Below are 26,327 nucleotides of genomic sequence, written 5' to 3'. Positions count from 1 at the left end.
CCGTTGTCAGGCGATGCTCCAGCGTGTTCCTGCTGCGGTGTCCTCGATGGTGATCCCCGCGGCTGCGAGGTCGTCGCGCACGCGGTCCGCCGTGGCGAAGTCCCGTGCGGAACGGGCGTCCGCGCGCTCCTGCACGAGGCGGTCGACGAGCGCGGCGAGCGGTGCGGCCGAGACGTCCTGACCACCACCGGACCAGTGGGCCGCTCGCGGGTCGATGCCGAGGACCTCGACCATCGCGGCCACCTGATGGTACGCGACCCCGAGCGCTTCCGCATCGTCGGCGTCCAGGGCGGCGTTCCCGGCGCGCACGGTGTCGTGCAGCACGGCGAGGGCCTGGGGCACCGAGAGATCGTCGTCCATGGCCGCGGCGAAGGCGTCGGGCACCCCCGCGGCGGTCGTCGCGTGCTGCCCGGTCAGGCGGCCGGCGGCACGGTCGAGGAACCCGGCGATCCGGTCGTACGCCGCCTCGGCCTCGGCCAGGGAGCCCTCGTGGTGGTCGATCGACGAGCGGTAGTGCGCGGCGCCGAGGAAGTACCGGACGACCGCCGGCCGGGCGGCGCCGAGGAAGTCCGCGGCGAAGATCGAGTTGCCGAGCGACTTCGACATCTTCTGCCCGTCGACGGTCACGAGTCCGTTGTGCAGCCAGTACGACGCGAAGCCGTCACCGGCAGCGGTCGACTGCGCGAGCTCGTTCTCGTGGTGCGGGAAGCGCAGGTCGAGCCCGCCGCCGTGCACGTCGAACGCCGGACCGAGGTACCGGCGGGACATCGCGGAGCACTCGATGTGCCACCCTGGCCGACCCGGGCCCCACGGGGAGTCCCACGTCGCGGTCGCCGGCTCGCCGGGCTTCGCTCCCTTCCAGAGCGCGAAGTCCCGCGGGTCCCGCTTGCCGCGCGGGTCGGCGTCGGCGGCGTCCACCATGTCCTCGCGGCGCTGCCGGGTCAGGGCGCCGTAGTCGGCCCAGCTGCCGGTGTCGAAGTAGACGTCGCCGGAGCCGTCCGCGGCGGCGTAGGCGTGCCCGCGCTCGATGAGCCGCTGGATGATGTCGTGCATCTGCGGCACGCTCGCGGTCGCACGGGGTTCGTACGTCGGCGGCAGGATGCCGAGGGCGTCGTACGCCGCGGTGAACTCCCGCTCGACGCGGTACGCCCGGGCGAACCACGGCTCGTCGGTGCCCGCAGCCAGGTCGAGCACCTTGTCGTCGATGTCCGTGACGTTCCGCACGAGGGTGACGTGGTAGCCGCGGTAGGTCAGCCACCGGCGCCAGACGTCGTACACGAGCGCCGAGCGCAGGTGCCCGATGTGGGGCGACGACTGCACCGTCGGACCGCAGACGTACATGCTCACCTGTCCGTCGACCAGCGGGACGAGGTCGACGACGGCTGCGGCGCGGGAGTCGTACAGGCGAACGGTCACCCGTCCAGCCTAGGACGTCGGACGGGCGGTCAGGCGGGGCGCACCACGGCGGTCGCGATCGCGGCGAGCCCCTCGCCGCGTCCGGTCAGCCCGAGCCCGTCGGTCGTCGTGCCGGACACCGCGACGGGTGCCCCGACGACCGCGGCGAGGGCGTCCTGCATCTCGGTCCGCCGTGCCCCGATGCGCGGGCGGTTGCCGATCACCTGCACCGTCACCGAGGTCGGCACGAGACCCGCCGCCGCGAGCAGTTCGACGGCCCCGCGGACGAACACGTCGCCGGACGCACCCGCGTACCGGGGGTCGGAGGTGCCGAACCGACCGCCGATGTCCCCGAGCCCGCCGGCGGAGAGCAGCGCGTCGCAGACGGCGTGCGCCACGGCGTCCCCGTCGCTGTGGCCGGAGAGTCCGGGCTGTCCGGGGAAGTCGAGCAGGCCGACGCGGCAGGGCGATGCGTCGTCGAACGCGTGCACGTCGACGCCGAGCCCGATGCGGACCGTGGGCAGCGCCGAGTCCGCGACGATCGCCTCGGCCCGTGCGAGGTCCCAGCGGGTGGTGATCTTGAACGCGTCGGCGTGCCCGGGGACCGTGCGGACCACGCCGCCCGCCGCACGGAACACCCCGGCGTCGTCGGTCTCGGACCGCTGCGCCGCCGCGTACGCGTCCCGGAGGGCCCGCAGCGGGAACACCTGCGGGGTTTGGACACCGACGAGCGCGGACCGGTCGACCGTCTCGACCACCAGGTCGCCCTCGACCCGCTTGACGGTGTCGGTCACGGGCAGCGCCGGGACGACCCCGTCCCCGGTCGTCTCCGCGCGCTCGAACACGGCGGCGAACTGCGCCGCCGGGGTCAGGCACCGGGCGGCGTCGTGCACGCCCACCCACTCGATGCCGTCGGGCAGCGCGTCGAGCCCGGCCTGCACGGACGCGTGCCGGTCGGCGCCACCGGCGACCACGCTCGTCAGGGCAGCGGCGGGACCCGCGACGGCCGCGACGAGCGCCCGGCACTCGTCCAACCGGGCGGTCGGCGCGACGACGACCACGAAGGTCGGCTCGGCCAGGGTGAACACCGTCCGCACCGCCCGCGTCAGCATGCGCTCGCCGGCGACCGGCACGAAGGCCTTCGCGTCACCGATGCCCAGGCGCGTCCCGGAGCCGGCCGCGACGACGACGACCGCCCTGCTCACCCGGGGTCCGGGGAGCAGGGCGGTCGTGTCGTCGTGCTGTGGCGCCAGGGTGCTGGTCGCGCTAGGAGGCGAGGACCTCGTCGAGGACGGTCGATGCCTTGTCCTCGTCGGTCTTCTCGGCCAGGGCCAGCTCGGAGATCAGGATCTGGCGCGCCTTGGCCAGCATCCGCTTCTCGCCCGCCGAGAGCCCGCGGTCCTGGTCGCGGCGCCAGAGGTCACGGACGACCTCGGACACCTTGATGACGTCACCGGAGGCGAGCTTCTCGAGGTTCGCCTTGTAGCGGCGCGACCAGTTGGTCGGTTCCTCGGTGAACGGCGCCCGGAGGACCTCGAACACCTTGTCGAGTCCTTCCTTACCGATCACGTCGCGGACGCCGACCAGGTCGACGTTGTCCGCCGGGACCTCGATCGTCAGGTCACCCTGCGTGACGCGGAGTTTCAGGTAGACCTTCTCCTCGCCCTTGATGACGCGAGTCTTGACTTCAGAGATGGTTGCCGCCCCGTGGTGGGGGTAGACGACGGTCTCGCCGACCTCGAATTGCATGTATCAGGCTCCGTTCCCAGAACCCCCAGTTTACCACAAGGGCGTTTCGGGTAGTGGGGCCGGGGCGGACCCACACCCGGGTGATCGCTAGGATGGTGCCGGACCGTCCGGTCCACCATCGTGATCTTCCGGAGGAATCTCTTGCGAGCTCGGGTACTCGTGTCCGTCGCCGTTGCGGCAACCATCGCGCTCGGCGCCACCGGCTGCGAGTTCATGTCGCCGGCGCACACGACGGAGATCAAGCAGATCACCGACGGCGTGAACGTCACCACCGGCAAGCTCGACATCCGCAACGCGCTCTTCATCTCCGACCGCGGCGAGGACGCACGCTTCATCGGCACCGTCATCAACACCGACGAGTCCGAGGACATCACGCTCTCGATCGAGCTCGGCGGCGACACCCAGACGGTCGTCGTCCCCGCCGGCAGCCGCCGCGACCTCGGCACGAACACCCCGACGGTGTCGAGCAGCGAGGGCTCGAGCACCCAGGAGGGCAGCGACTCGCAGGGCACCGAGCAGACCGGCGCGAAGGCGGTCGTCTTCGAGGGCGCGGACGCCCGGCCCGGCTCGCTCGTCAAGACCTACTTCTCGTACTCCGGCGCCGAGGGCGTCTCGGCCAGCGTCCCCGTGCTGACCAACGCAATGGAGGAGTACCAGAGCCTCGCACCGTCGCCGAGCCCCACGGGCACCGCGACGCCGGGCGCCGGCACCGAGTCCACCGACGGGGCCACCCCGACCGGCGAGGCCACCAGCTCCGGCAACTGACGCAGCGCGCCAAAGCGAGCGCGCACCAGGCGCGTCAGACTGGAGGCCCGGGGCCGGTTCCGAGAACCGGCACCGGGCCTCCAGTCCGTCCGGACCCGGCCGCGTCGCCGAGGCGACGCGACCAGGAACGGCCGACGGGTCGGGCTCAGCCCTCGATGCGGTAGCCGAGGCCGCGGACGGTGACGAGGATCTCGGGTGTGCTCGGCACGCGCTCGATCTTCGAGCGGATCCGCTTGATGTGCACGTCGAGCGTCTTGGTGTCCCCGAAGTAGTCGGACCCCCACACCCGGTCGATGAGCTGCCCGCGGGTGAGCACACGGCCGGCGTTCCGCAGCAGCAGCTCGAGCAGCTCGAACTCCTTGAGCGGCATCGGCGTCTCGGACCCGTCCACCGACACCGTGTGCCGCTCGACGTCCATCCGGATCCCGCCGACCTGCAGGATCCCGCTGTCGCCCGGGTCGTCCTCGGTCCGACGCCGCAGCACCGCCCGGAGCCGGGCGAGCAGCTCCCGCGTCGAGTACGGCTTCGTCACGTAGTCGTCCGCGCCGAGCTCGAGCCCGACGACGATGTCCACCTCGGAGTCCTTCGCGGTGAGCATGATGATCGGCACGTTCGACCGCGTGCGGATCTGCCGGCAGACCTCGGTGCCGCTGAGGCCCGGGAGCATGAGGTCGAGCAGCACGAGGTCCGGGTTCTCCGCGTCGAACTTCGACAGCGCGGTCACGCCGTCCGCCGCGACGGCGGTCTCGTAGCCCTCCCGCTGCAGGAGGAACTCCAGGGGCTCGCTCAGGGCCGGCTCGTCGTCGACGATGAGGATCTTGGTCACGATGGCTGCTCTTCCAGTTGCTCTTCGAGGGCGGTGGTGAGGTCGGGATCCGCCTCGGGGAGACGGATCGTGAAGGTCGAGCCCTTGCCGGGCTGCGACCAGACGCGCACGTCGCCGCCGTGGTTGCCGACGACGTGCTTGACGATGGCGAGGCCGAGCCCGGTGCCGCCGGTCGCCCGGGAGCGCGCCGGATCGACGCGGTAGAACCGCTCGAACACGCGGTCGAGGTCGGCCTCGGGGATGCCGACGCCCTGGTCGGTCACGGCGATCTCGACGAAGCCCTTCGCCGACCGGACGCCCACGCCGACGCGGGTGTGGTCCGGCGAGTACTTCACGGCGTTGGCGATGAGGTTCGACACCGCGACCTGCAGCAGCCCCGGGTCCCCCATCACGCGGAGCTTCGTGCGCTTCGCACGGACCAGGTCGATGTCCCGGGCGCGCGCGACGACCTCGTTCGCGTCGACGGCGGCCTGCACGATCTTGTCGATCGAGGTCTCCTCGCTGTTCTCCAGCGTGTCCACGGACTGCAGGCGCGAGAGCTCGATGATGTCCTTCGTGAGGGCACCGAGCCGCTCGGACTCGGTCATCAGCTGCCCGGCGAACTTCTTCACGTGCTCGGGGTCGTCCGCGGCGACGACCAGGGTCTCGGCGAGCAGGCCGATCGCGCCGATCGGGGTCTTCAGCTCGTGCGAGATGTTCGCGACGAAGTCCCGTCGGACCTCGTCGATGCGGCGGCTCTCGGTGAGGTCGTCGGCCGTGAGGAGGACGTACCGGTTGCCGAGCTGCGCCGCCCGGAAGCTCAGGTAGCCGATGAGCTCGCCGCTCCGGCCGCGGGGCAGCTCGAGGTCCTCCGACCCCATCTCGCCGCTCCGACGCACCCGGTCCACCAGCTCGACGAGCTCCCGGTGCGCGAGCTTCCGCCGCACCACCAGCCCGACCGTGAGCGCCTGCGGCGAGGCCGCGACGACGGTGTTCGACGGGTCGACCACGACCGCCGGGTTGTGCATCGTCGCGATCACCGCGGCGACGCCGTCCGGCAGGGTCCGCTCCGCGACGTCGGCGGCACGGGCGGTGCGTTCCGCCGTGATGACGAGCACCACGACCCCCGCGCCGAACACCCCACCGAGGAGCATCGAGAGTGGCACGAGCCACACGTTGTCCATGCCGCCAGTGTAGGGACGGACACGTCCGGTTCCGACGCCGTTCACCCCCGGCGACGGTGTTTCCGGGTCCGCTGCGCGAGGTGTTCAGCCGCAGGTCACCGTTCGTTCACCTGCCCTGACGACACTCGACCGGTACGCATCAGAGAGGCACATCCCCCATGCGCGAAGTCTTCCAGCAGGAGCTCCAGGACGTCCAAGAGCGTCTGACCGAGATCGCCGGGCTCGTCGAGTCCGCGATCACCCGCGCGACGCAGGCGTTCAGCGACTCCGACGTCGCCCTCGCGGAGGAGGTGATCGCCGACGACGCCAAGATCGACGCCGCCGCGAACGCCCTCGACGAGGTCGCCATCGACATCCTCGCCCGCCAGGCCCCCGTCGCCCGCGACCTGCGCGTCGTCGTGACCGCGCTGCGCGTCAGCTCGTCGCTCGAGCGCATGGGCGACATGGCCGAGCACATCGCCCAGCTCGCCCGCCAGCGCTTCCCGGAGAAGGTCGTGCCGAAGGGCCTGCGCCCCACCTTCAAGAAGATGGGCGCGCACGACGTCGCGATGGCGCAGAAGCTCACCCGCCTGCTCGCCACCGAGGACATCGCGCTCTCCGCCGAGATCCGCGACGAGGACGACCAGGTCGACGAGCTGCACGCCAGCGTCTTCGACTTCGTGCTCGGCGAGACCTGGAAGGGCAACCCGATCGACACGGTGGACGCCACGCTCGCCTCGCGCTACCACGAGCGCTTCGCGGACCACGCGGTGTCGATCGCGAAGAAGGTGGAGTACCTGGCGACGGGCGACTGGGCCGGCGCCGCGTCGGTGACGGCCTCCCCCGCCTGACCCACCGCTCCCGTCGCGTCGCATCCGCAAGACGCAACGTCGGCGGTTCCTCGCAGCGCCATACCGCTGCGAGGAACCGCCCCTGTTGCGTTTTGCGCTCTGCGCAGGGGGACGGGAGGATCGTGGCATGGCTCAGGTCGCGATCGTCGTCAACGGGATGCCCGGTTCGGGCAAGAGCACGGTGGGGGCGGCCCTCGCCGAGGTGCTCGGCTGTCCCTTCCTGTCGAAGGACCGGATCAAGGAGCCGCTCGCGGACATCGTCGGCCCGATGATCGCCTCGCGTCCGCTCGGCGGGATCGCGATGGACACGATGTGGTCCATGGCGCGGGCCGTCGAGAACGGGGTCGTCCTCGACGCCGTCTGGCTGCCGTCGCGTGACCGGGACCGCCTGGAGGCGGGACTCGCCGCCGCCGCGTCACCGCGCGCCGTCGAGGTGTGGTGCGACGTCGACCGGGCCACCGCCGAGGTCCGGCTGCGCGACCGGTACGACCCGGGAACCCTGCCGGTGCGCCACGAGGTGCACGGCGACCTCGCCGACGTCCTGGCGTTCTGGGACGAGCACGGCGACGCCGGTCCGGTCGCGCTGCCCGGGGTGCCCGTCGTCCGGGTGGACACCGCGCACCCGTACGACGTCGGGGCACTCGTGCAGGAGATCGCGTCGCACTTCGTCTGACCCGCTCGGTCCGTCGCGGACGACGAACGCCCCGCCGGTGACCGGCGGGGCGTCCTGCGTGCGGCTGTCTACTTCTTGGCGCCCTGGGCGGCGACCGCGGCGGCGCCGGCTGCGGCGGCCTCGGGGTCCAGGTAGTACGAGGGCTTCGTCGGACGGAAGTCGTCGTCGAGCTCGTACACGAGCGGGATGCCCGTCGGGATGTTCAGGCCGGCGATGTCGTCGTCGGAGATGCCGTCGAGGTGCTTCACGAGCGCCCGCAGCGAGTTGCCGTGGGCCGTGACGAGGACGGTCTTGCCCGCGCCGAGGTCCTTCGTGATGTCGGACTCCCAGTACGGCAGCAGGCGGTCGATCACGAGCTTGAGCGACTCGGTCCGGGGCAGCTGGTCGCCGAGGTCGGCGTAGCGGCGGTCGCCGGCCTGCGACCACTCGGCGTCGTCGGCGATCGGGGGCGGCGGCACGTCGAACGAGCGGCGCCACTCCATGAACTGCTGCTCGCCGTACTGCTCGAGCGTCTGCGCCTTGTCCTTGCCCTGCAGGTCGCCGTAGTGCCGCTCGTTGAGGCGCCAGTCGCGCTTGACCGGCAGCCACGCGAGGTCGGCCTCGAGCAGGGCGATGTCGGCGGTCTGGATCGCACGGGTCAGGAGCGACGTGTACAGGACGTCCGGCACGATGCCGGACCCGGCGATGAGCTCGCCGGCGCGCTTCGCCTCCTTCTCGCCCAGCTCGCTGAGCCGGACGTCGACCCAACCGGTGAACAGGTTCTTCTGGTTCCAGTCACTGTTGCCGTGACGGAGCAGGACGAGCGTGGAGGTCATGCGCCCGAGTCTACCGAGCGGCGTCGGCCCCGTAGCCTGGTCCCATGCCCATCGGGAACGTCACGCGCGGCACCACCGGGTACAACCGGCTCCGCCGGGTCGACCGGTGGATCGCGTCGCTCCCGGTGCTACGGCGGACGGACGACCCGCTCGTGGCCGACGTCGGGTACGGCGCCCGGCCGACCACGACGCTCGAGCTCCGCGACCGACTGGCCCGGGTCCGTCCGGACGTCGAGGTCACCGGCATCGAGATCGAGCCCGCACGCGTGGCCCTGGCGAACGCCGGCACCCGCGACGGGGTGACCTTCCGGCTCGGCGGGTTCGAGACCCCGACGCCGGGAGACCGCCGCCCGGCAGTGATCCGGGCGTTCAACGTCCTGCGGCAGTACGACGAGTCGGCCGTCGTCGACTCGTGGCGGATCATGCAGGACCGCCTGCAGCCGGGCGGGGCGCTCGTCGAGGGCACCTGCAACGAGGTCGGGCGGGTCGCGTCGTGGGTCGCCCTCGACGAGCACGCGCCGCACACCTTCACGGTGTCGTTGCGGGTCGCCGGCCTCGAGGTGCCGAGCATCGTCGCCGAACGGCTGCCGAAGGCACTCATCCACCGGAACGTCCCCGGGGAGCGGGTGCACGCGTTCCTGCTCGACCTCGACCGCGCGTGGGCGGTGGCCGCGCCGCTCGGCACGTACGGTCCCCGCCAGCGGTGGATCGCCACGGTGCAGGGCGTGCGCGACCGGGGCTGGCCGGTGCTGCACGGGGTGACCCGGTGGCGCCTCGGCGAGCTCAGCGTCCCCTGGTCGGCCGTCGCCCCTGCCTGAGCCCGGGCCGCAGGCCGCCGCCGCTCAGCCGCGCCGGACGGCTCCGAGCCGGGGCAGGCGCGGCACGTTCGCCGTCGCGCCTGCCTCGGGCGGGACGATGGTCTCCTGCGCGGCCGTCACGACCACGTCGTCGACCGTGAGCTCGAGCGTCGCCGCCGGGTCCAGGGAGCGCTTGACGACCGCGAGCCCGATCGGCCCGAGCTCGTGGTGCAGCGCCGCCGCGGTGAGCCGGCCGACGTCCTTCCCGTCGGACACCACGGGGGTGCCGGGCGCGGGGAGCACACCGTCCGACCCGTCGAGGTGCAGCATCACGACGCGGCGCGGCGGGTGCCCGAGGTTGTGGACCTTGGCGACCGTCTCCTGCCCGCGGTAGCAGCCCTTCGACAGGTGGACGGCGGAGCGGAGCCAGTCGAGCTCGTGCGGGATCGTCCGCTCGTCGACGTCGGAGAGCGAGGGACGCCAGGCGGCGATGCGCAGGGCCTCGAGCGCGAGGAGCCCCGCGGCGGGGACGTCGGACGCGGCCGTGTCGGCAGCGGCCTCGGAGGTGACCACGTCGATGCGGAGGGTCCAGTCGGAGGCGGGGTGTGCCTCCAGTGCGGCGTAGCCCCACCCACCGGGCGTGACGGACGCCCACGGGTCGACCCACTCGACCACCGGGTCGGCGACCGCCGACCCCGCGAAGCGGCCCAGCGTGACGAGGTCGGCGGAGCGGTCCGCGACCTCGACGCGGAGCATGAACCGCATGCTGTCGAGCCAGGCTGCCAGCGGTGCGGCGTCGGCCGGCTCGGTGAGGAGCCACGTCGTCCCGCCGTCGTCGACGACCCGCGCGGCGTGCTCGACGCGACCGGACTGGTCGAGCACGAGCGTCTCGGTGGACGTGCCGGGCGCGAGCCCGGTGATCAGCTGCGACGTGATCGAGTTGAGCCAGGTCAGCCGGTCCGGCCCGGTCACCGTGACGATGCCGAGGCCGAGCTCGACCACGGCACGGCCCGCGGCGAGCGCACGCTGCTCGCCCGTGGGGTTGCCGAAGTGCGCGGCGGGACCGGCGTCGGACGCGACGAAGCCGGGTCGCTCGGCGAAGACGGCCATCAGTCGACCTTCGCGAGCTGCCCCGAGGCGTGCGACGTGAGCTGCTGCCCGAGCGCGGCGATGTCCCAGGCCCAGAACAGCTTGCCCTCGACCAAGCCGTACAGCCGGGTGGCCGCGGAGTAGTCCTTCGCGTTCGGCGAGCGCATCACGGCGTCCGTCGCCAGGTCGATGCGGCCCTTCTTGACGCGTCCGACGTAGAGCTCGTTGACGCCCGTCGGGTGGATGATCGCGGCTTCCACGTCGAAGCCGTCGGTGGTGTTGCGGAGCGTCTCGACGCTCTCCACCGTGCTGAACGGGGTCGGCCCGTCACCCATGAGCATCGCGGGACCGCGGTCGCCGGGTTCGTTCGGCCGATCGATCCGCCAGTAGCCCATCTCCGCGGCGAGCGGCGTGTGCTCGTCGTCGAGCAGCCACGTCGTGGAGGAGTAGTTGAGGTACGGCAGGCCGTCGTGGCTGAAGCTCACGCGCTGGCCGAACTCGTACTTCCGGGGCTCGTCCTCGTCGCCCACGGGGTACTCGACGACGCCGGTGCCCTCCCAGACGCCCACGAGCCACGACAGCGGGACGAGTTCGGGCGCCAGGCCCTCCGGCAGTTCGATCAACGCTGACCCTTGAACAGCTTCACGACGACGACGACCGAGATGAACGCGATCGCGAGCGACGCGAGGCCGAGGAGCCCCACGTAGAACAGCTCGAGCGCAAGCAGCGAATCCATGCCGCGAGTCTACGCGGTGGACCTCAGCGCGCCAGGAGCACCACGGCGGTGACGAGCACGACGACGAACGCCCCCGAGGAGGCGATGCTGATCCGCTCGACCAGGCCGTCCTTCGTCGCGGTGATGAGCTGCAGCACGAAGCTGACGAGCACGCACAGCACGAACACGAGGAGCAGCCACGCGAAGGAGTCCTTCTGCGTGAGCGTCAGGACGAGCACGGCGCCGACGACGGCGAGCAGCCAGACGGGCAGCACGGAGGTCAGACGCAGGCGACGCTGGTCGAGGGGCTGGTCCGTCTCGCTCACGCGGACCATCATGGCAGGCGCACGGTGTCCGAGGTCCGGTCGCCGTCCGGCCGGACGGGGGCCGGCTTCGTTGCACGGCGCGGCGTCGCCGTCCGGCCGGACGGGGGCCGGCTTCGCGAGCATCACTAGGATGTGTGCACGACTCCCCCACGCCCTGGAGGTCCTGTGGCCCAGCTCCTGGTACTCACCTCAGCCGCGCCCGGCGACGTCCTGCCGAGTCTCGGTCTCCTGAGCCACCGGATCCGCCACGTGCCCGCCGAGGCGGCGCAGCTGGTCAACGCCCCGCAGAGCGACCTGATGTTCGTGGACGCCCGCACCGACCTGGTCAGCGCGAAGGCCCTGTGCAAGATCCTCGCCACGAGCGGGTCGACGACGCCGATCGTGCTCGTCGTGACCGAGGGCGGCCTGACCGCCGTGAACAACGAGTGGAACGTCGACGACGTCGTGCTCGAGACCGCGGGACCGGCCGAGGTCGACGCCCGCATCCGGCTCACCACAGGGCGCGCCGCCAAGACCCAGACGGGCTCGAAGATCCAGGCCTCCGGCGTCGTCATCGACGAGGCGAGCTACTCCGCCAAGGTCCGGGGCCGGCCGCTCGACCTGACCTTCAAGGAGTTCGAGCTCCTCCGCTTCTTCGCCACGCACCCCTCCCGCGTGTTCACCCGCGAGCAGCTGCTCAGCGAGGTCTGGGGCTACGACTACTTCGGCGGCACCCGCACGGTCGACGTCCACGTCCGGCGACTCCGCGCGAAGCTCGGGGACCTCGAGTCCCTGATCGGCACGGTCCGGAACGTCGGCTACCGCTTCAACGTCTACGACGACGAGGCGGACCGGCTGGCGGGGCAGTAGTGCTCGCGGTCGTCGAGCTCCTGGCCGCGGCGTCCGCCGCCGCCGGTGAGGCCCCGCCCTTCTCCGACCAGACGCTCGTCGACGTGCGCGCGGGGCGCGCGCACGTCGTGGGGGACGAGCGCGGGGTCGCCGTGGTCCGTGACGGCGAGCTGGAGCTCGTGGTCGCACGGGAGGCCCGTGGTCGCGGGATCGGGTCGGCCCTGGTCGCGCAGGTGCTCGCGCCCGGTGACGCCGGTGCCGCCGGCGAGGCCGGCGGCGCGTCCGGGGCCGGTGTCCCGCGGCTCGCGTGGGCGCACGGGGACCACCCCGCTGCCCGGGCACTCGCCCGACGGCACGGGTGGACCGCCGTCCGGACGCTCCTGCAGCTGCGGGCGCCGATCGCCGACGGCCCCGTCGACCCCCGGGTCCCGACGGGCTGGACACTCGAGGCGTTCCGTGCCGGGGACCCCGAGGACGAGTCCGCCTGGCTCGCCCTGAACGCCGCCGCGTTCGCCCACCACCCGGAACAGGGGCGGATGACGCTCGACGACCTCCGTGCCCGCGAGGCCGAGCCGTGGTTCTCCGGCGACGACCTGCTGCTCCTGCGCGACGACGCCGGCGAGCTCGTCGGGTCGTGCTGGCTCAAGGTCGAGGGCGACCTCGGCGAGTTCTACGCCGTGGCCGTCCGTCCCGACCAGCAGGGTCGCGGGATCGGGGGCGTGCTCATGCGCGCCGGTGCCTCGCACCTGACCGGGCGGGGACTGTCCGCGGCGGCGCTCTACGTCGAGGGCGACAACGAGCCGGCACTCGCGCTCTACCGACGGTCGGGTTTCGCACAGCACGCGGTCGACGTCCAGTACGCGGCGGGTCCCGGCCGGTAACATGGCGCGGTCGGCGAGGGGTCGACCGGGGCACTCGGGGGGATCGTGGCGGAGCAGGGCCAGGCACAGTACGGCCGCGGAGAGCCGCTCGGCGCCTCGTACCGACTCGTCGACCTGCTCGGCACGGGTGCCACCGGCGAGGTCTGGCGTGCCGAGCACACCGCCTCGGGCGAGCACGTCGCCGCGAAGCTGCTGCGCGCCGAGCTCGCCGCGGACCCGGCGATCGTCGAACGCTTCGTGCGGGAGCGCACCGTGCTGCTCGGGCTGCAGCACCCCTCGATCGTGCGCGTCCGGGACCTCGTGGTCGAGGGCGACCGGCTCGCGATCGTCATGGACCTGGTCGACGGCGGCTCCGCGCGGGACCTGCTCCGGGCGTCCGGCACGCTGCCGCCCCGCGACGCGCTGACCATCACGGCGGAGTCGCTCGACGCCCTCGCTGCGGCACATGGGCAGGACGTCACGCACCGGGACGTGAAGCCCGACAACCTGCTCCTCGCGACGGCGTGGACCGCGGGTGCGACGGGCGACGTCCGGGTGTCGGACTTCGGCATCGCCTCGGTCGTGGCGGACCGCGAACGCACGACCACCGGGCTCCTCGGCACGCCGCAGTACATGGCACCTGAGTCGATCAGCCAGGGCCGCGCGGGTCCGGCGGCCGACGTGTACGGCGCCGGGGTGATGCTCTACGAGCTCCTCGCCGGCCGCACGCCATTCGCCGGCCCCGGCACCGACTTCGCCGTCGCCTACCGACACGTCACGTCGGACCCGCCCCGCATCGACGTCCCGGACGCACTCTGGACCGCGCTCACGACGCTGCTCGCGAAGGACCCCGGCGCCCGCCCGGCCGCGGCCGACGCCGCCGCGACGCTCCGCCGGCTCGCGCGATCGCTGGCGGAGGCCCCGGCACTCGCCCCGGCCGCTGACCCGGAGTCCTTCAAAGAGATCGAGCGGCCCGCGACCGTCGTCCGCGGCGTCCGACCGGACACGGCGGCGGAAGAGGCCCCGGCGGTCGAGGACGCCTCCCCCGCGCCGGAGCTCGGCCCGGCCGGCTCCCAGACCGTCATCCGCCCGCTCGCCCGGCAGCCGTTGCCCGTCGTCCGCGAACCCGAGGCACCGCCGCGGAGCCGCTGGCAGCGCCCGGACTGGCTGACGAACCGGATGGCGGCGCTCGGTGCCCTCGGTGTGGTCCTCGTCGCCGCGCTCGTCGTGGGCGGGGTCGTGTGGCTCCCCGGGGCGCTGGCAGGTCGGGGCTCCTCGACGCCCGCCGCCACCGCGCAAGCGGGCAGCGCGTACCAGCAGGACCGGCCGCTGCCGACCGGGCTGACCACGACCCGCAAGGCGACGATCGACCCGGAGCGCGGCACGGTCACCCTGTCGATCACCTACGCCGCGCAGTCCGTGGCGCTCCGCGGGCCCCTGCTCGAGGTGGTGCCCGGCGCCAACGCGAAGGCATCGTGCCCCGCGGTGACGTGGACCGGCGAGGGCGTCTCCGCGGCGCGCAACCAGCCGTCGCTGACCGGCGTCGGCACCCCGTGCTCGTGGGCGCTCGACGACGTCGAGGTCCCCGCCGGCCAGGACCTCACCGTGCAGGCCAGTGTCCGGCTCGCCACCGTCCGCGACCAGGCGGCGCTGCAGGAGTGGCTCGACGCCGCCGGCAGTGCGACCACGGCCGCGGTGACCGACCGCGGGGTCACGGGGACCGCGTACCCGGTGCAGCGGCTGCAGGGCGTCGAGGTCCGCACGCCCGACCGCACGGTCAGCCAGACCACGCTCCCGGTGACGCTGGTGCCGGTGTGGCCGAGCGGCGCCGACGACCTCAACCCGCTCTACCGCAGTCCGGCGACCGGGAGCCCGTCGCAGATGCTGACCGACGTCGCCGGCGGCGAGTCGGGTGTGCGGTTCGCCGACGGGTGCTCGGGGGCGCTCGCGGTGTCGTCGGACGGACTGGTCGTGACGGCGCTGTCGGTCGCGCCGTCGTGCACGGTGCGGGCCACGGTGGGGAACTTCACGAACCTCGAGAGCGCGCCGTTCGGGATCACCACGCGGGACTGATCCGTCGCGTTCGATCGCCCGGCGCGCCTGGCCCCTGGGACGGGAGGTGCGTGGCGGGCTGGCGCCGCGCCTCCCGTCCGGCGGTGGCTCCCCGGTACTGGAGGCGCGCGGCGGGCTCGCACCGTGCCTCCCGTCCGGCGGTGGGCCGGGTCGGTCAGGCGCCGGAGGACGCGGTCTGCACGAGGCGGACCGACCCGCCCGACGCGGCGTAGCCGCGACCGGCGCTGAGCGCGACGGGTGCGCGCCGGGGCAGGGTGATGCCGAGGAGCTCGCCGTCGTAGTCGACGTCGGGCTGCAGCAGGACCCCGCAGCGGCTCTTGCGGACCTGCCGCGTCCAGTGGCTGTAGAGCGAGCGGAGGTCCACCGAGCGGCCGGCCGCGACGACGCAGAGGCCCGGTCGTTCCGACGTGAGCAGCGCCGCGATGCCCTGGTCCGCGTCCTCGAACCGTTCGGCGTCGTCGACGAGGAGCAGGACCGGCCCGCGTTCGAGGCGGACTCCGGCGAGGAGTGCGGGCACCTCGTCCACGCCGACGGCGACGCGGTCGAGCGGGGCCTCGGCGAGGGGTGACCGACGGTCGCAGATCCCCCACACGGCGGGACGGACACCCTCGGCGGAGCGGGCGAGGTCGGCGAGGGCGAGGAGCACCGTCGACTTGCCGGACCGCGCGGGGCCGGCGACGAGGACGTGCTCGCCGTCGTAGACCTCGAGGACGGCGGTGCCGAGGTCGTCCTCGGCGATGCCGACGGGGAGGCGCCAGGGCTCGGCGTCGAACCGGGCCGGTTCGGCGAGGTCACCCACACGGACGGCGTCCGGCAGTCGTCCGACGGCGCTGGTCTTGGTGGGCGCGTCCGGCCACGCGGCGGCGACGTCGGCGACGGCCCGGTCGAGCGGCACGGTCGGCGTCGCGACGTGGCTCTGCAGGCGCATCGTCGAGTCGATGAAGCGACCGGGCACGGGTGGCGGGACGTCCTTCGGGCGGACGCCGATCGAGGAGTAGTCGTACGGGTCCGCGAGGCGGAACAGCCACTTCTGGGTAGTGACCTCGTCCATCGCTGACGGCACCGCCTTGGCGCGGGTCGTCGACACGGCGAACGAGATGCCGAGCGCGGGGCCCTCGGCGTAGACGCGGTGCAGTGCGTCGAGGAGCAGCTGCCCCTCGAAGTCCTGGTACTCGTCGCGGAGGGCGGCGAGGCCGTCGATGAGCACGACCGCTCGCCGACCACCGGGGGCGGCCCGTCGGCGCTCGAGGTCCGCGCGGAGGTGGCGGAGGAACCGCGCCTGCAGCTCCCCGGCGCCCGGACCGGAGCCGACGTACGCGGTGGTGTGCGGCAGCCGCGCGAGGGGCGCGAGGTCACCGGCGCCCATGTCGAGGACGAGGAGGTCGAGGTCGGCGGGGTCGTGGGTGGCGGCGAGGCGCAGGGCGAGGCTCGCGAGGGCCGTGCTCGTGCCGCTGCCGGGGATGCCCATGAGCATGAGGTTGCCCTCGTCGAGGTCCCAGCCGGCGGGGACCTGGCGCTGGTGGTCGGGGTCGTCGGCGAGGGCGACGACGACCTGCCGCTCGGGTCGGGTGGTCGCGGTGCTGATGGGCAGCGTGTCGAGGTCGACGCGGTCGCCGAGTGCCTCGGGCCAGATCGGGCGGGGCGGCGCGTACCCGGCGGCGTCGTTCGCGCGCCGGATCGCGTCGATGAGGACGTCGAGGTCGGTCTCGTCCGACGCACTCGGTGCCGGCGTGGGCATCGGCGCCGGGACCCCGAACACGTCGGTCGGGCGCGCCGTCACCGGCTGGTCCTCGCGCTGGTCGCGGGCGCGGCCGGTCACCAGTGCCGTCTGCACCGGCGTGATGTCGTCCTGCCCGAGCTTCACGAAGGCGCGACCGGTCTGCTGGCGGCCGATCGCCGATGCGGCCGGGACGCCGATCACGTTCGTCGAGTCCTCGCGGCTCTGCACGCGCAGGGCGACGCGGAGGTTCGTGTTCGCCAGGATGTCCTCGCTCACGACACCGGCGGGACGCTGCGTCGCGAGCACCATGTGCACGCCGAGCGTGCGGCCGACCGCGGCGATCGCGACGAGGGACGTGAGGACGTCCGGGAACTCCTTCGCGAGCATGGCGAACTCGTCGACCACGAAGAGCAGCCGCGGCATCGGCTCGGTCGGACCCGTGGCGAGGTAGGCGTCGAGGTTGTCGATGTCGGCCCCCGCGGTCGCGAAGACCCGCTGGCGTCGTTCGAGCTCGGCCTCGAGCGCACGGATGGCACGGTCGGCGAGCTGCTCGTCGAGGTTGCTGATGGTGCCGATCGTGTGCGGCAGCCGTTCGCACGCGGCGAAGGCGGCGCCGCCCTTGAAGTCGACGAGCAGGAAGTTCAGGCGGGTCGGGTCGTTCCGGGCGGCGAGGCCGGCGACGAACGACCGGAGGAACTCGCTCTTGCCCGAGCCCGTCGTCCCGCCGACCAGGCCGTGCGGGCCGTCGCGGACGAGGTCGATCTCGAGCACGCCGCCCTCGGACGAGCCGATCGGGGTCGAGACGCCCGTCCGCGCGTCCCACGCCGCGCGGATCGCCTCGGGGCTCGACGGGTCGAACGCGGTGTCGCCGGCCCCGCGGCGCTGAGTCACGGCGAGGAGCTCGGGCAGGCGGACGAGCGCGGGCAGCGAGGCGCCGGGCACGGTGAGCTCGGGGTCGTCGAAGTGCGCCACGGCTCGGGCGGTCCGTTCGGCGGTCCCCGTCGACAGCCCCGCGAGCACGACGTCCTCGACGCGGGTGCGGTCCTCCGGCCGGTACACGGTCGCGGCTGCGTCCGCCGCGACCGTGACGATCGTGGTGCACGCGGCGGGGAGCTGTTGCTCGTTCGTCGCGATGACGATGCCGCTGACGCGCTGCCGACGCTCCCCCGGGCGCAGTGACACCCCTGGGACCGTCCGTCCCTGGCCGAGCAGGTTGCGCGCCGGGGCGTCACGGCCCTCGGTCAGGACCTCGGAGTCGACGACGACGAGCAGGTTCGGCGTGGGCAGCTCGTCGAGCGACTCGCGCAGGCCGCGGAGGACCGCGGCGCTCTGGTCGCGCTGCGCCGACATCCAGCGCGCCCCGGTGCTGCTGCCGGCCACGCGGGTGTGCGGCAGCCAGGAGGCCCAGGACCAGTCCGTCTCGCGGCCGCGGTCGCAGAAGACGCCGACGGTCAGGTCCGCGGGCCCGCAGTGCACGGTCGCCTGGGCGAGCAGGCTGCGCGCGAGGGCGAGGGCGCCGTCACGGTCGCCGACGATCCCGACGACCCCGGCGTCCGACAGGTCGGTCACCACGGGCGCCGCGGTGAGCCGGCTGTCCGCGATCGCGGCCTTGGCCTCGTCCTCGAGCTTCGTGGTCGCGGCGCGCTGGTCGACCTCGGGTCGCCACGGCGCGTCACCCGTGCCGGCGTGCAGGCTGAGGAAGTCGTCGTCGTCCGAGCGGCGCTGCCAGAGCGCGGTCGTGGGCAGTGCGGCGCGCCGGACCACGGTGGCCGGATCGGGGACGAGCTCCTGCCGGCGCGCGGCCTCGACCGCGGCAGCGGCCGTGATCTCGCCGCGGAACGTCTCGACCGCCGCAGCGAAGCGCGTCTCCTCTTCCTTGAGGTTCTTGGCGCGGCGGTGCTTCTGCTCGAACCACATGCCGATCGCCGTCACGGGGCTGAGCAGGGCGAAGAGGGCGAAGCGCGCGTCACCGAGGAGCAGGACCATCGCGCCCGCGAGGACGAGCGGTGCCGCCACCGTGATCCAGCTGAACTTCGACGCGGGTGCGACGTCCTTCCGTGTCGGTGGGACCACCGTCTCGGCGTCACCGACCCGGCCGGGACGCGGCGGACGGTTGAACGGTGCCGTCGCGGCCGGGGTGAGGTTCGGCAGCGATCCGGCCGGCGGCACGGTGGTCTCCGGCAGTTCCGGACGGACCAGCAGCACGGCGCCGCCGACGATGACGCTCGTGGTACCGGTGAGCAGGACGCCCTCGTCGTCGATCCGTTCGCCGGCGATGACCGTCCCGTTCGTCGAGCCGGCGTCGCGCACCCGGAGGCCGTCGCCCTCGCGCTCGACCGTGCAGTGCTCCCACGATGCGCTCTCGGTCGGCAGGACCACGTCGGCCTGCGGCGCTCGCCCCACCACGAGCTTCCGGTTCCGCGGCACGGCGAGGACCAGGCCGGCGTCGAGCCCTCCGGCGAGGGTCACGCTCCAGCCGTCGATCGTGCGCGGGCGTTCCTGCGCCGTGCGGGCGATCCGGGAGCCCTCGAGCAGGACGAGGTCACGGAGCGGGGTGTCCGAGCTGGTGTGGTGGCCGTCGACCGCGAGCGGGGTGGCGGGGTCGAGGACGGTGCCGGTGGTCGCGGCGACGAGCGCGCCGAGGGTGGCCGTCCCCGTCCAACCGTCGACCTCGACGGTCTCACGTCGGTCGTCGAGCTCGATGAGCACCCGCATGCCGTGCCTCTCCGTTCGTGTCGTCGGTCAGCGCTTCGTGTCGTCGGTCAGCGCTTCGTGTGGTTCGTCAGCGGTCCGTGCGGTCGGTCAGCGCTTCGCGGTGGTGGTCAGCGCTCCGTGTCGTCGGCGAACCAGACGAGGGACGGCGATCCGCTGGCGTCCGCGGAGTCGTCCGAGGCCGCCGGTCGGAGGCCGAGGTCCTGCGCGGAAGACGCGAGCACCGAGGCCGGGCTGCGCATCGCCTCCTGCGTGCGGAACACCAGATCGGGTCCGGCGAGCCCGTCACTGCCGGAGAGGTCGAGGGTCGCGAGCGCGTCGGCGACCGCGGACGGCTCGTCGCTCCGGGCCGTCCCGACCGCGCGGACCAGGGCGATGACGGCGTCGTGGCTCCGGGCGTCCGCGACGGGAGCGACGGACGAGAACGGCCGGTCGCCGGTGAGGTTCTTCGCGTCGACGTCGTCCGCGAGGACCCGGAGACCGCCGAGGAAGGCGGACATCGACCGTCCGGTGGCGTCCGGGTGCAGGGCACGGGCGTCGTCGGTCTCGACCCCGACCGTCCGGAAGCCACCGCTCAGGCTGCCGCCGGCCTGGGTCAGCGCGGCCGCGAAGGTCGGGCTCGTGGCGTCCGCGGTGAGGACGATCGGGGCGGTCACGTCCGCGGACTGGAGCGCCGCGACGAGAGCACCCTGTCGTGCCGCCGGGCCGCTGAGCACGACGGCGTCGGAGTCCGCGACGGCCGGGGCGTCGGCGCCGGAGCCGGTCGCGGTGTCGGTGGTCTGCGCGGCGACACCCGTGCGCTCGGCGATCGTGGTCGCGAGCGCGGCCGTGTCGGCGTCGCGGACCGCGTCGACGACGTGCGCGACCTGCAGGCCGGAGGGTGCTCCGCCCCCGAGGTCGACCAGCAGCGGGGACTTCGCGGAGCCGAGTGCCGAGCGCATCGCGGACGCCGTGGAGTCCGTCGAGGGCGCCGTCGACCAGGCGTCGTCCGAGCCGGTCGCGTACGGGGCGACGACCGGGATCCCGGCAGACGCCGCGGCCGCGAACGCGCCGTCCACGTGGCGACCGGACGACGCGACGACGATGCCCGCGACCCCCTGCTCCGCGAGCGTCTCGACCGCGGCACGTGCGCCGTCGGTCGAACCGGCGTCGTCCTGCGCCACGAGCTGGACCGTCGTGCCACCGAGCTGCAGCCGTCGCTGGGCGACGAGGGCACCCTGCGCGGCGTCGGCCCACTCGGAGCCCTCGCCGTCGCCGAGGGTCACGACGACGCCGATCTTCGTGCCGTCGGGGACGTGGGCGACCTGGACCGGTACGGGCGCGGTGGCAGCGACGGCCTCGGCCGGGGTGTCCGCGGCGGAGCGGACGGCGACGACGGCGATCACCACGGCGGCGACGACGAGGACCGCGAGCACGACGAGGAGGATCGTGCGCCGACGACGTCGCGTCGTCCGGTCGTTCACCGGCTGCTCGGCGCCGGACTGCTCGGCGCCGGACGGTTCGGCAGACTGCAGTTCCGGTGCTGGCTGCTGTCCCGGTGCCGGTTGCTCGGTCGTGCGGCTCATCGGTCGGCTCCGATCCGGAAGGCGTAGAGCGTCGTGGCGGTCGCGCCCGACGGCACGTCGAGCCGGAACGCCGGGAGCTTGGCGGCCGCGTCGAGCGACGACCGGAACTGCTGCTGCTGGAGCAGGATGCCGGCGACGTCCTCGGCGCGGACGTTCGCGTAGCCGGCCGCGTTCTGCGACGCCAGGGCGAGCTGGTAGTCGGCGGAGTCGGACTTGGCGGCGCTCGTCGCCATGGCGCCGAGGATGCCGGAACCGTTGACCTTGCGGTCGCCGAGGTCGAGCATCACGCGGTTGAGGTCACCCGTCAGCAGCGTGCTGGCGCCCTGGACGTCCCGGACCGAGGCGCTCGTGCTCGCATCGATGCGCTGGAGGCTCGCGGCCGTCTGGCTGTCCACCGCGGACGCCAGGCTGCTGCTCTGCTGTTCGAGTGCACCCTTCTGCTCGTCGATGGTGCCCTTCGAGTCGCTCGTGACCTCGCTCGAGGTCGTGCGGAGTCCGGCGATCGACTGGTCGAACGCCTGCTCGACGGCCTGCTGGCTCTTCCCGGCGGTGCCGCTGACGTTCCGGACCTGCTCGTCGATGAGGTCCTTGACCTGCTTGCCGGAGTCGTCGGACGCCTTCTTGAACGCCTTTCGGACGGCGTCCTGGAGGTCGCTCTGCTGGTCGCTCACCTGCTTGAGCTGGTCGTTCACGACCGCACCCGACCCGGCGGCGCTCCGCACCAGGCCCTGCAGCTCACGGACCGATCCCTCGACGGAACCACCGTCCTGCGCGACCGCCGTGCGGACCTTCTGCACACCCGGCGCGATCGCATCGACGGCCGTCGCCAGCGAGGTCACCGCGGCACCGAGGCCGGTCGTGGCCCGGGGGTCGGTCTCGGCGACGATCGCGTCCCAGGCCTCGGACTGGGCGGTGAGCCGCTCGTCCATCGGCGTCGAGAACGGGAAGCCAGGGCGGAGCGTCGTCCCGTCGGGCGCTCCGTCGCACGGCGTGGCCGTCAGGTACCCGCGCAGCGCGTCCGCGTCGGTCTGGTCGAGGTCCTTCAGGGCGACGAGCTGGCAGATCCGGTCGGCGAGCGCGCTGTTCTGCGCCTGCATCGACCCGCTCGGGAAGCCGTCCGTGGCGTCTCCGACGGCGCTGCGCGCGGCACGGGCACGGCCGTTGATGCTCGCCACCGACTCCTGGACGGGGCGCACGGCCTGGTCGCTCGTCGCCACGAGCGCATCGAGCTCGTCGAGTGCCTGCCCGACGGCTCCGGTCTCGTCGCTCCCGAGTGCCTTCAGCTCATCGGAGATGGTCTGCAGCTGGTCGTTCAACGCCGTCGACTGCTCGATCGCCTTGTCGGACAGGTCGGGATCCAGCCGCGCCGCCAGCTCCTGCCCCTTGCTGACCAACCCGATCAGCGAGCTGTTGACCGCAGCCGAGGACTCCCAGAGCGCACAGGTCAACGAACCACGATCCTCCTGGCTGGCGCAGCTCGTCGCATCCGGCGCGGCCGGTCCGACGGACGCCGCCAACTGCGTGCTCACCTGCTGCTTGCAGAGCTCGCTCGCCTGCGCGTAGCCCTCGAGCTGGGAGGAGACGCGCAACAGGTTGCCGTAGACGCTGCCACCCACGGCGTCGGTCTTCGGCGCTGCGGCGCAGCCCTGGCCGTCGAGCACCGGTGCGGGCGCCGTCCCGGAGGTGTCGCCGAGCAGCGCATCGAGGCTGCTCGTCGTCTGCTGGAGTTGCTGCAGGACGGTCGACTGAGTCGTCTGCACCGTCGCGCCCAGGTCCCCGTTGAGCGAGCCGAGCTCGCCCGCGAGCGACTGCATCGTGCTCGCGAGGGACGCGCTGCTCTCCTGCAGCCGTTCCGCGGTGCGCACACCGAGCGTCTGGGAGGTGGACTCGAGGTTCGTCCGCACCTCGGTGATGGTCCCGCCGGCTCGGGCCAGGACCTCGTTCACCTGGGCGATGAGGTCGATGGTCCGGCGCTGCAGCGCGAGTTCCGAGTCCGTCTGGGAGCCGAACGCCCCGTTCAGCACGCCCTCGGTCGACAGGTCGGTGGTCAGTCCGGGCTGGGCCGCGACGTCGAACGCGGGGGCCGAGAAGTCCTTGACGTCAGCGACGAGGTGGAGCGTGCTGCTCGCACCCGAGGTCGGCGGCGCGAGGAGCCGCCCCCACTGCACGACGGCGTCACCGTCGGCGTTCGTGCTGACCACGCCGTCGGTCGCGGCACCGCCGTCGACCCCCTGGGTCACGATGCGGTCCGGCGCGACACCCGGCAGGACGGTCGACGCGGCCACGGAGAACGGCGCCCCGACCAGGGCGGGGGTCGTGCGGGACGACCCCGCGACGTCGTAGGTCAGGTTCTTCGACCGGACCGTGAGGTTCTCGATCGTGAGGTCGACCTCGACCCGGCCGGAGTAGCCGTCGAGGTCCGACAGGTCGGTCCCGGAGCGCTTGGTCGTCGTGTACTGCGTCGTGATGCGGAGGGGCAGGTCGCCCGCCGCCTTGGCGACGTCGTGGTCGGTGGTCGTCGACGAGGACCCGTCCGCTCCGACCGCGATCGTCGTGTCGGAGATGGCGCGGACCGAGCCGTTCGGGGTGAGCGTCGTGTCGACGGTCTGCAGCAGCCGGGATGGATCGTCGACCTGCCGTTGGTCGGCGGTGCACCCGGCCAGCGTCAGCGCGACGACGGCCGACACCGCGACCACCCCGGCCAGCCGAGCACCCGGTCGTGCTCCGGTTCCCCCGGCGCGCGTCAGTTCCACGATCGTCCCCCTCAAGAATCGACAGCGCGTCCGATGCTAGTCGCTGAAATACCGTGAGGGTTCGTCCATCCACAGGTCACCGCACCCCCGTTCGGGCCACAGCGCCACGAACCCCAGCTTGACGCATCCCGTGGAATTGATACTCTGCACTTCGTTGATGGGGGGAACGCCGAGTGCTCCAAGCGCTCGGAGTTGCACGATCGGATGACCAGTCCACCCTCACGAGCGGTTGACTGGTCATCCGATCACAGGGGGAACGAACATGTGGATATCAGTCGTGTCCGTCGGCATCGCGTTCGTCGCGGCGATCGGCATCACGTGGGGCGTGACGAGCGCGACGCGTCGGAGCGACCGGCGTCGGCGAGCCCGCGGCGAGAAGCTGCCGACCGAGGGCGGCGCGCTCGTCACCGTGCGCTTGCGCCGTTGGCAGTGGCTGGTGATCAGCGTCCTCGCGATCGTGCTGCTCTTCGTCGGCGGGCTGTTGGGCGTCGTGGTGATCGGACTCGCCGCCGAGGGCGCACCGCCCTCGATGGTCGTCGTGGCGGTGGTCTTCGTCCTCGCCGGCACCGGCGGCATCGTGCTCGCGAGCTCGATGCGGCGGACCCGGATCCTGGCGATGGAGGACCACCTGTTGGTCCGGCAGGGACTGCACGAGGAGCGCCGGGTCGACCTGCGCGAGATCGCCACCCTGGCGCCGCTCGCGAACCGGTACGGCGGGGTCCAGGGGCGCTCGGCAGACGGACGACGGCTGTTCCACGTGATGGGACTGGCGCGGGGGTACGCGGAACTCGACGCGTACCTGCAGGAGCGGGTCGTGCGCGACAGCGCTCCCGCCCCCGCGGCGTTCGGGCCGGACACCCTCCCGGTCCCGCCGTGGCGCGGCGTCTCGGCCAGCGCCGACTGGACGAACGTCCCGCTCAGCCAAGGGGGTCGTCCGCGTCCGGTCATCCGACTGTTCATCGGTGGGGACGTGGTCGTGCTGCACACCTCGGACGTCCGGGCGCTCGTCGACGGCCGGCAGGCGGTGGCCGAGTCCGACTCGCAGCCGCTTGCGTTCCTCGCGAGCCCCGCGCTCGTCGACCCGACGTCGCTCAAGGGTCGACAGGTGGCTGGTCTGCCGCCGGAGAGCCTCGTCCTCCTCCGCGATGCGCAGGAGGTACCGACAGCAGTACTTCGCGACGCTGATGCCCGCACGTTCCGGAAGTGGGTCAGCGGTCTTCCGCGCTGACCATCGGAGGCTGTCCAGCGAGTACCGGCCTGGAGGCACGGTGCGGTCCGCGCGGGCACCGTTTGCGACGCGCGAACGACGCTGCGCGCTTCATGGAAGCGAGGGGCGGACGGACATCACGGCTTGCCCACGCAAGGTTCCTGCCGGCCCGGCGATACTCCTCCCGCCGTGGAACTCCCGAGCGACCCGATGAGGCCCCTGCGAACGAGGCGAGCAGCCACGCCCACCGCGTGCCAGCGAGTTGCGGCGGCGCACCCACGAGCAGCACGACACGACGACGACCACCAGCAGTCCCACGACAGAGAACGACCGTCGTCAACCGCTCCGCGCCCACCAGCCGATCCCCACGCCGTACAGGGCCGCGGCCACGGACACCAAGACCAGTCCGAACGGCATCGGCTGGTGTTCCAGGCTCGAGGTCCGCCACCACGCGATCGCGAGACAGCCAAGAGCCGCGAGGACATCGATGAACAAGGGCCGGGGTCGCGGGGTACGCGGGGTCATCCTCCACCTCCGTTGTTCTGCGGGTTCGTGACTGTTTCGCCCCCGCCGGTCATGAGCCGTCGGACGACCACATCGAAGAGTCCGTGACGGCCGAGGGCCGATGAGATCTCCTTGCCCGGCAGGATCACCCTCACGGCTCGACCTCGTAGGCGTACGCAGTCGGCGACACCCCGAACACTGCGGTCAGCGCGCGCATGTCGTACGAAACGGCGCCAACGGTGAACCGAACGCGATCAGCAGCGGAGAGCTCTTCAGCGATCCTGTCAGCGTTGAACCGATTGACTCCGTCCTGGAGCGGGACCTCACGATCAGCGACCGCGCCGTGCACCAGGGCTCTTTCCGAGGCGAGCACCGCTAGCCGTACCTGGTCATCTTCGACCAATGGGACGTCGTGACGTAGGACGTGTCCGGGCTCAGTCATGGGGCTGAACTTCGATGGACTGATTGATCATCCGAAGCTGATCTCTGAAACGATAAGATGCCGCACCAACGACGAACTCGTATTCACGCCCGGATTGGAATCGTGCTGCAATCTTCAGCGCATTGCCTGAGGTCACGTGTCTTCGGATGAACAGCGTTCCACAATCAGGGGAGTCGATGCGTACTTGATTGTAGGTAGCCCCTACCCCTCGGACCGATCGAGACGAACCATCACCCGATATCGCCGAACGCACCAGGCAATGCACCGTGATCGGTTGTGAAGAATCGTAGGCCTTCAGAGTGATCGGAGCCACGAGAATCACCAAGATGACGAGGGCTGCCCCTAGCAACCAGGATCCGAAGATGATCCTTCTTGCGCGCATCGATCCTCTTGACGGTGCTCCTGTGCCCTCGCTCTCGCTCACACGCAAGCGCACGCCAGTCCCGAATCCCTGGGCCACGGACTGAACATGGCCATCAATGGCATTCGGCTACCCATCGGAGTTCATGCCGTAGTCGAC

At 72.5% G+C, this 26,327-nt stretch carries 22 protein-coding genes; 8 read left to right on the top strand and 14 right to left on the bottom strand.

Annotation, left to right across the window (positions count from 1 at the left end; genetic code table 11):
- Positions 1 to 6: 6 nt before the first annotated feature.
- The 3 genes from cysS to HUN58_RS05125 are packed head-to-tail and all read right to left on the bottom strand — an operon-like array spanning position 7 to position 3,144.
- Positions 7 to 1,416, bottom strand: coding sequence for a cysteine--tRNA ligase (gene cysS / locus HUN58_RS05135; protein WP_114849459.1), 1,410 nt, complete (start codon positions 1,414 to 1,416; stop codon positions 7 to 9).
- A 29-nt stretch (positions 1,417 to 1,445) separates the two neighbouring features.
- A complete protein-coding gene (ispD, locus tag HUN58_RS05130; RefSeq protein ID WP_167510207.1) occupies positions 1,446 to 2,648 on the bottom strand; it encodes a 2-C-methyl-D-erythritol 4-phosphate cytidylyltransferase in 1,203 nt (400 codons plus the stop codon).
- 13 nt (positions 2,649 to 2,661) lie between these two features.
- Complete coding sequence (locus HUN58_RS05125; RefSeq protein WP_017888066.1) at positions 2,662 to 3,144, bottom strand: CarD family transcriptional regulator; 483 nt, start codon at positions 3,142 to 3,144, stop codon at positions 2,662 to 2,664.
- Between the two features lie 159 nt (positions 3,145 to 3,303).
- Between HUN58_RS05125 and HUN58_RS05120 the strand changes: the two genes are divergently transcribed.
- Positions 3,304 to 3,909, top strand: coding sequence for a hypothetical protein (locus tag HUN58_RS05120; protein ID WP_180224608.1), 606 nt, complete (start codon positions 3,304 to 3,306; stop codon positions 3,907 to 3,909).
- A 145-nt stretch (positions 3,910 to 4,054) separates the two neighbouring features.
- On the opposite strand, the gene HUN58_RS05115 is transcribed toward HUN58_RS05120, so the two are convergent.
- Both HUN58_RS05115 and HUN58_RS05110 read right to left on the bottom strand, forming a co-directional pair.
- Positions 4,055 to 4,735 (bottom strand): response regulator transcription factor, encoded by a 681-nt coding sequence (locus HUN58_RS05115; RefSeq protein ID WP_058741548.1) that lies wholly within the window; start codon positions 4,733 to 4,735, stop codon positions 4,055 to 4,057.
- On the bottom strand, positions 4,732 to 5,898 hold the full coding sequence (locus HUN58_RS05110; protein ID WP_180224607.1) for a cell wall metabolism sensor histidine kinase WalK: 1,167 nt from the start codon (positions 5,896 to 5,898) through the stop codon (positions 4,732 to 4,734). The genes HUN58_RS05115 and HUN58_RS05110 overlap by 4 nt, the downstream gene beginning before the upstream one ends.
- A gap of 158 nt (positions 5,899 to 6,056) precedes the next feature.
- Between HUN58_RS05110 and phoU the strand changes: the two genes are divergently transcribed.
- Positions 6,057 to 6,728 carry a phosphate signaling complex protein PhoU gene (gene phoU / locus HUN58_RS05105; RefSeq protein WP_058741550.1) on the top strand — a complete coding sequence of 224 codons (672 nt, stop codon included), beginning with the start codon at positions 6,057 to 6,059 and terminating at the stop codon, positions 6,726 to 6,728.
- Between the two features lie 127 nt (positions 6,729 to 6,855).
- Positions 6,856 to 7,401, top strand: coding sequence for an AAA family ATPase (locus tag HUN58_RS05100; RefSeq protein WP_114849456.1), 546 nt, complete (start codon positions 6,856 to 6,858; stop codon positions 7,399 to 7,401).
- A 68-nt stretch (positions 7,402 to 7,469) separates the two neighbouring features.
- Here HUN58_RS05100 and HUN58_RS05095 read toward each other — a convergent pair whose 3' ends face one another.
- Positions 7,470 to 8,216: a phosphoglyceromutase gene (locus tag HUN58_RS05095; RefSeq protein ID WP_058741552.1), complete on the bottom strand. Its 747-nt coding sequence runs from the start codon at positions 8,214 to 8,216 to the stop codon at positions 7,470 to 7,472.
- Positions 8,217 to 8,260: 44 nt separating this feature from the next.
- On the opposite strand from HUN58_RS05095, the gene HUN58_RS05090 reads away from it, so the two are divergent.
- Positions 8,261 to 9,034, top strand: a complete 774-nt coding sequence (locus HUN58_RS05090) for a class I SAM-dependent methyltransferase (RefSeq protein WP_180224606.1) — start codon at positions 8,261 to 8,263, stop codon at positions 9,032 to 9,034.
- A gap of 24 nt (positions 9,035 to 9,058) precedes the next feature.
- Here the strand turns inward: HUN58_RS05090 and HUN58_RS05085 are convergent, their stop codons facing one another.
- The 3 genes from HUN58_RS05085 to HUN58_RS05075 all read right to left on the bottom strand — a co-directional run bounded on the left by HUN58_RS05085 (position 9,059) and on the right by HUN58_RS05075 (position 11,143).
- Positions 9,059 to 10,123, bottom strand: a complete 1,065-nt coding sequence (locus HUN58_RS05085; RefSeq protein ID WP_180224605.1) for a folate-binding protein YgfZ — start codon at positions 10,121 to 10,123, stop codon at positions 9,059 to 9,061.
- Entirely contained in the window at positions 10,123 to 10,725 is a 603-nt protein-coding gene (locus tag HUN58_RS05080) for an FABP family protein (protein ID WP_058741555.1), read from the bottom strand. The genes HUN58_RS05085 and HUN58_RS05080 overlap by 1 nt, the downstream gene beginning before the upstream one ends.
- Before the next feature lie 136 nt (positions 10,726 to 10,861).
- Positions 10,862 to 11,143 carry a hypothetical protein gene (locus HUN58_RS05075; protein WP_141863002.1) on the bottom strand — a complete coding sequence of 94 codons (282 nt, stop codon included), beginning with the start codon at positions 11,141 to 11,143 and terminating at the stop codon, positions 10,862 to 10,864.
- A gap of 165 nt (positions 11,144 to 11,308) precedes the next feature.
- On the opposite strand from HUN58_RS05075, the gene HUN58_RS05070 reads away from it, so the two are divergent.
- Genes HUN58_RS05070 through HUN58_RS05060 form a run of 3 tightly spaced genes read left to right on the top strand, consistent with a single transcriptional unit; the run spans position 11,309 to position 14,904 of the window.
- Complete coding sequence (locus HUN58_RS05070) at positions 11,309 to 11,992, top strand: winged helix-turn-helix domain-containing protein (protein WP_058741557.1); 684 nt, start codon at positions 11,309 to 11,311, stop codon at positions 11,990 to 11,992.
- The gene (gene mshD / locus HUN58_RS05065) at positions 11,992 to 12,852 is read left to right on the top strand and encodes a mycothiol synthase (protein WP_180224604.1); all 861 of its coding nucleotides are present in this window, start codon (positions 11,992 to 11,994) and stop codon (positions 12,850 to 12,852) included. Before HUN58_RS05070 ends, mshD begins: the two co-directional genes overlap by 1 nt.
- Positions 12,853 to 12,897: 45 nt before the next feature.
- A complete protein-coding gene (locus tag HUN58_RS05060; RefSeq protein ID WP_180224603.1) occupies positions 12,898 to 14,904 on the top strand; it encodes a serine/threonine-protein kinase in 2,007 nt (668 codons plus the stop codon).
- Positions 14,905 to 15,058: 154 nt separating this feature from the next.
- Here the strand turns inward: HUN58_RS05060 and HUN58_RS05055 are convergent, their stop codons facing one another.
- The 3 genes from HUN58_RS05055 to HUN58_RS05045 all read right to left on the bottom strand — a co-directional run bounded on the left by HUN58_RS05055 (position 15,059) and on the right by HUN58_RS05045 (position 23,654).
- Positions 15,059 to 19,339 (bottom strand): FtsK/SpoIIIE domain-containing protein, encoded by a 4,281-nt coding sequence (locus HUN58_RS05055; RefSeq protein WP_180224602.1) that lies wholly within the window; start codon positions 19,337 to 19,339, stop codon positions 15,059 to 15,061.
- 107 nt (positions 19,340 to 19,446) lie between these two features.
- Positions 19,447 to 20,901, bottom strand: a complete 1,455-nt coding sequence (locus HUN58_RS05050) for a hypothetical protein (RefSeq protein WP_180224601.1) — start codon at positions 20,899 to 20,901, stop codon at positions 19,447 to 19,449.
- Positions 20,898 to 23,654, bottom strand: a complete 2,757-nt coding sequence (locus tag HUN58_RS05045; RefSeq protein WP_180224600.1) for a hypothetical protein — start codon at positions 23,652 to 23,654, stop codon at positions 20,898 to 20,900. Before HUN58_RS05045 ends, HUN58_RS05050 begins: the two co-directional genes overlap by 4 nt.
- A gap of 262 nt (positions 23,655 to 23,916) precedes the next feature.
- Here HUN58_RS05045 and HUN58_RS05040 point away from each other — a divergent pair, with 262 nt between their 5' ends.
- A complete protein-coding gene (locus HUN58_RS05040; RefSeq protein WP_180224599.1) occupies positions 23,917 to 24,882 on the top strand; it encodes a hypothetical protein in 966 nt (321 codons plus the stop codon).
- A 634-nt stretch (positions 24,883 to 25,516) separates the two neighbouring features.
- On the opposite strand, the gene HUN58_RS05035 is transcribed toward HUN58_RS05040, so the two are convergent.
- Positions 25,517 to 25,807 (bottom strand): hypothetical protein, encoded by a 291-nt coding sequence (locus tag HUN58_RS05035; protein ID WP_180224598.1) that lies wholly within the window; start codon positions 25,805 to 25,807, stop codon positions 25,517 to 25,519.
- Positions 25,800 to 26,267, bottom strand: coding sequence for a hypothetical protein (locus tag HUN58_RS05030; RefSeq protein WP_180224597.1), 468 nt, complete (start codon positions 26,265 to 26,267; stop codon positions 25,800 to 25,802). Before HUN58_RS05030 ends, HUN58_RS05035 begins: the two co-directional genes overlap by 8 nt.
- Positions 26,268 to 26,327: the final 60 nt, after the last annotated feature.

This window comes from Curtobacterium sp. Csp1, assembly GCF_013347185.1.
The sequence above is the reverse complement of the archived record's forward strand: the minus strand, read 5'-3'. Positions and strand labels throughout refer to the sequence as shown.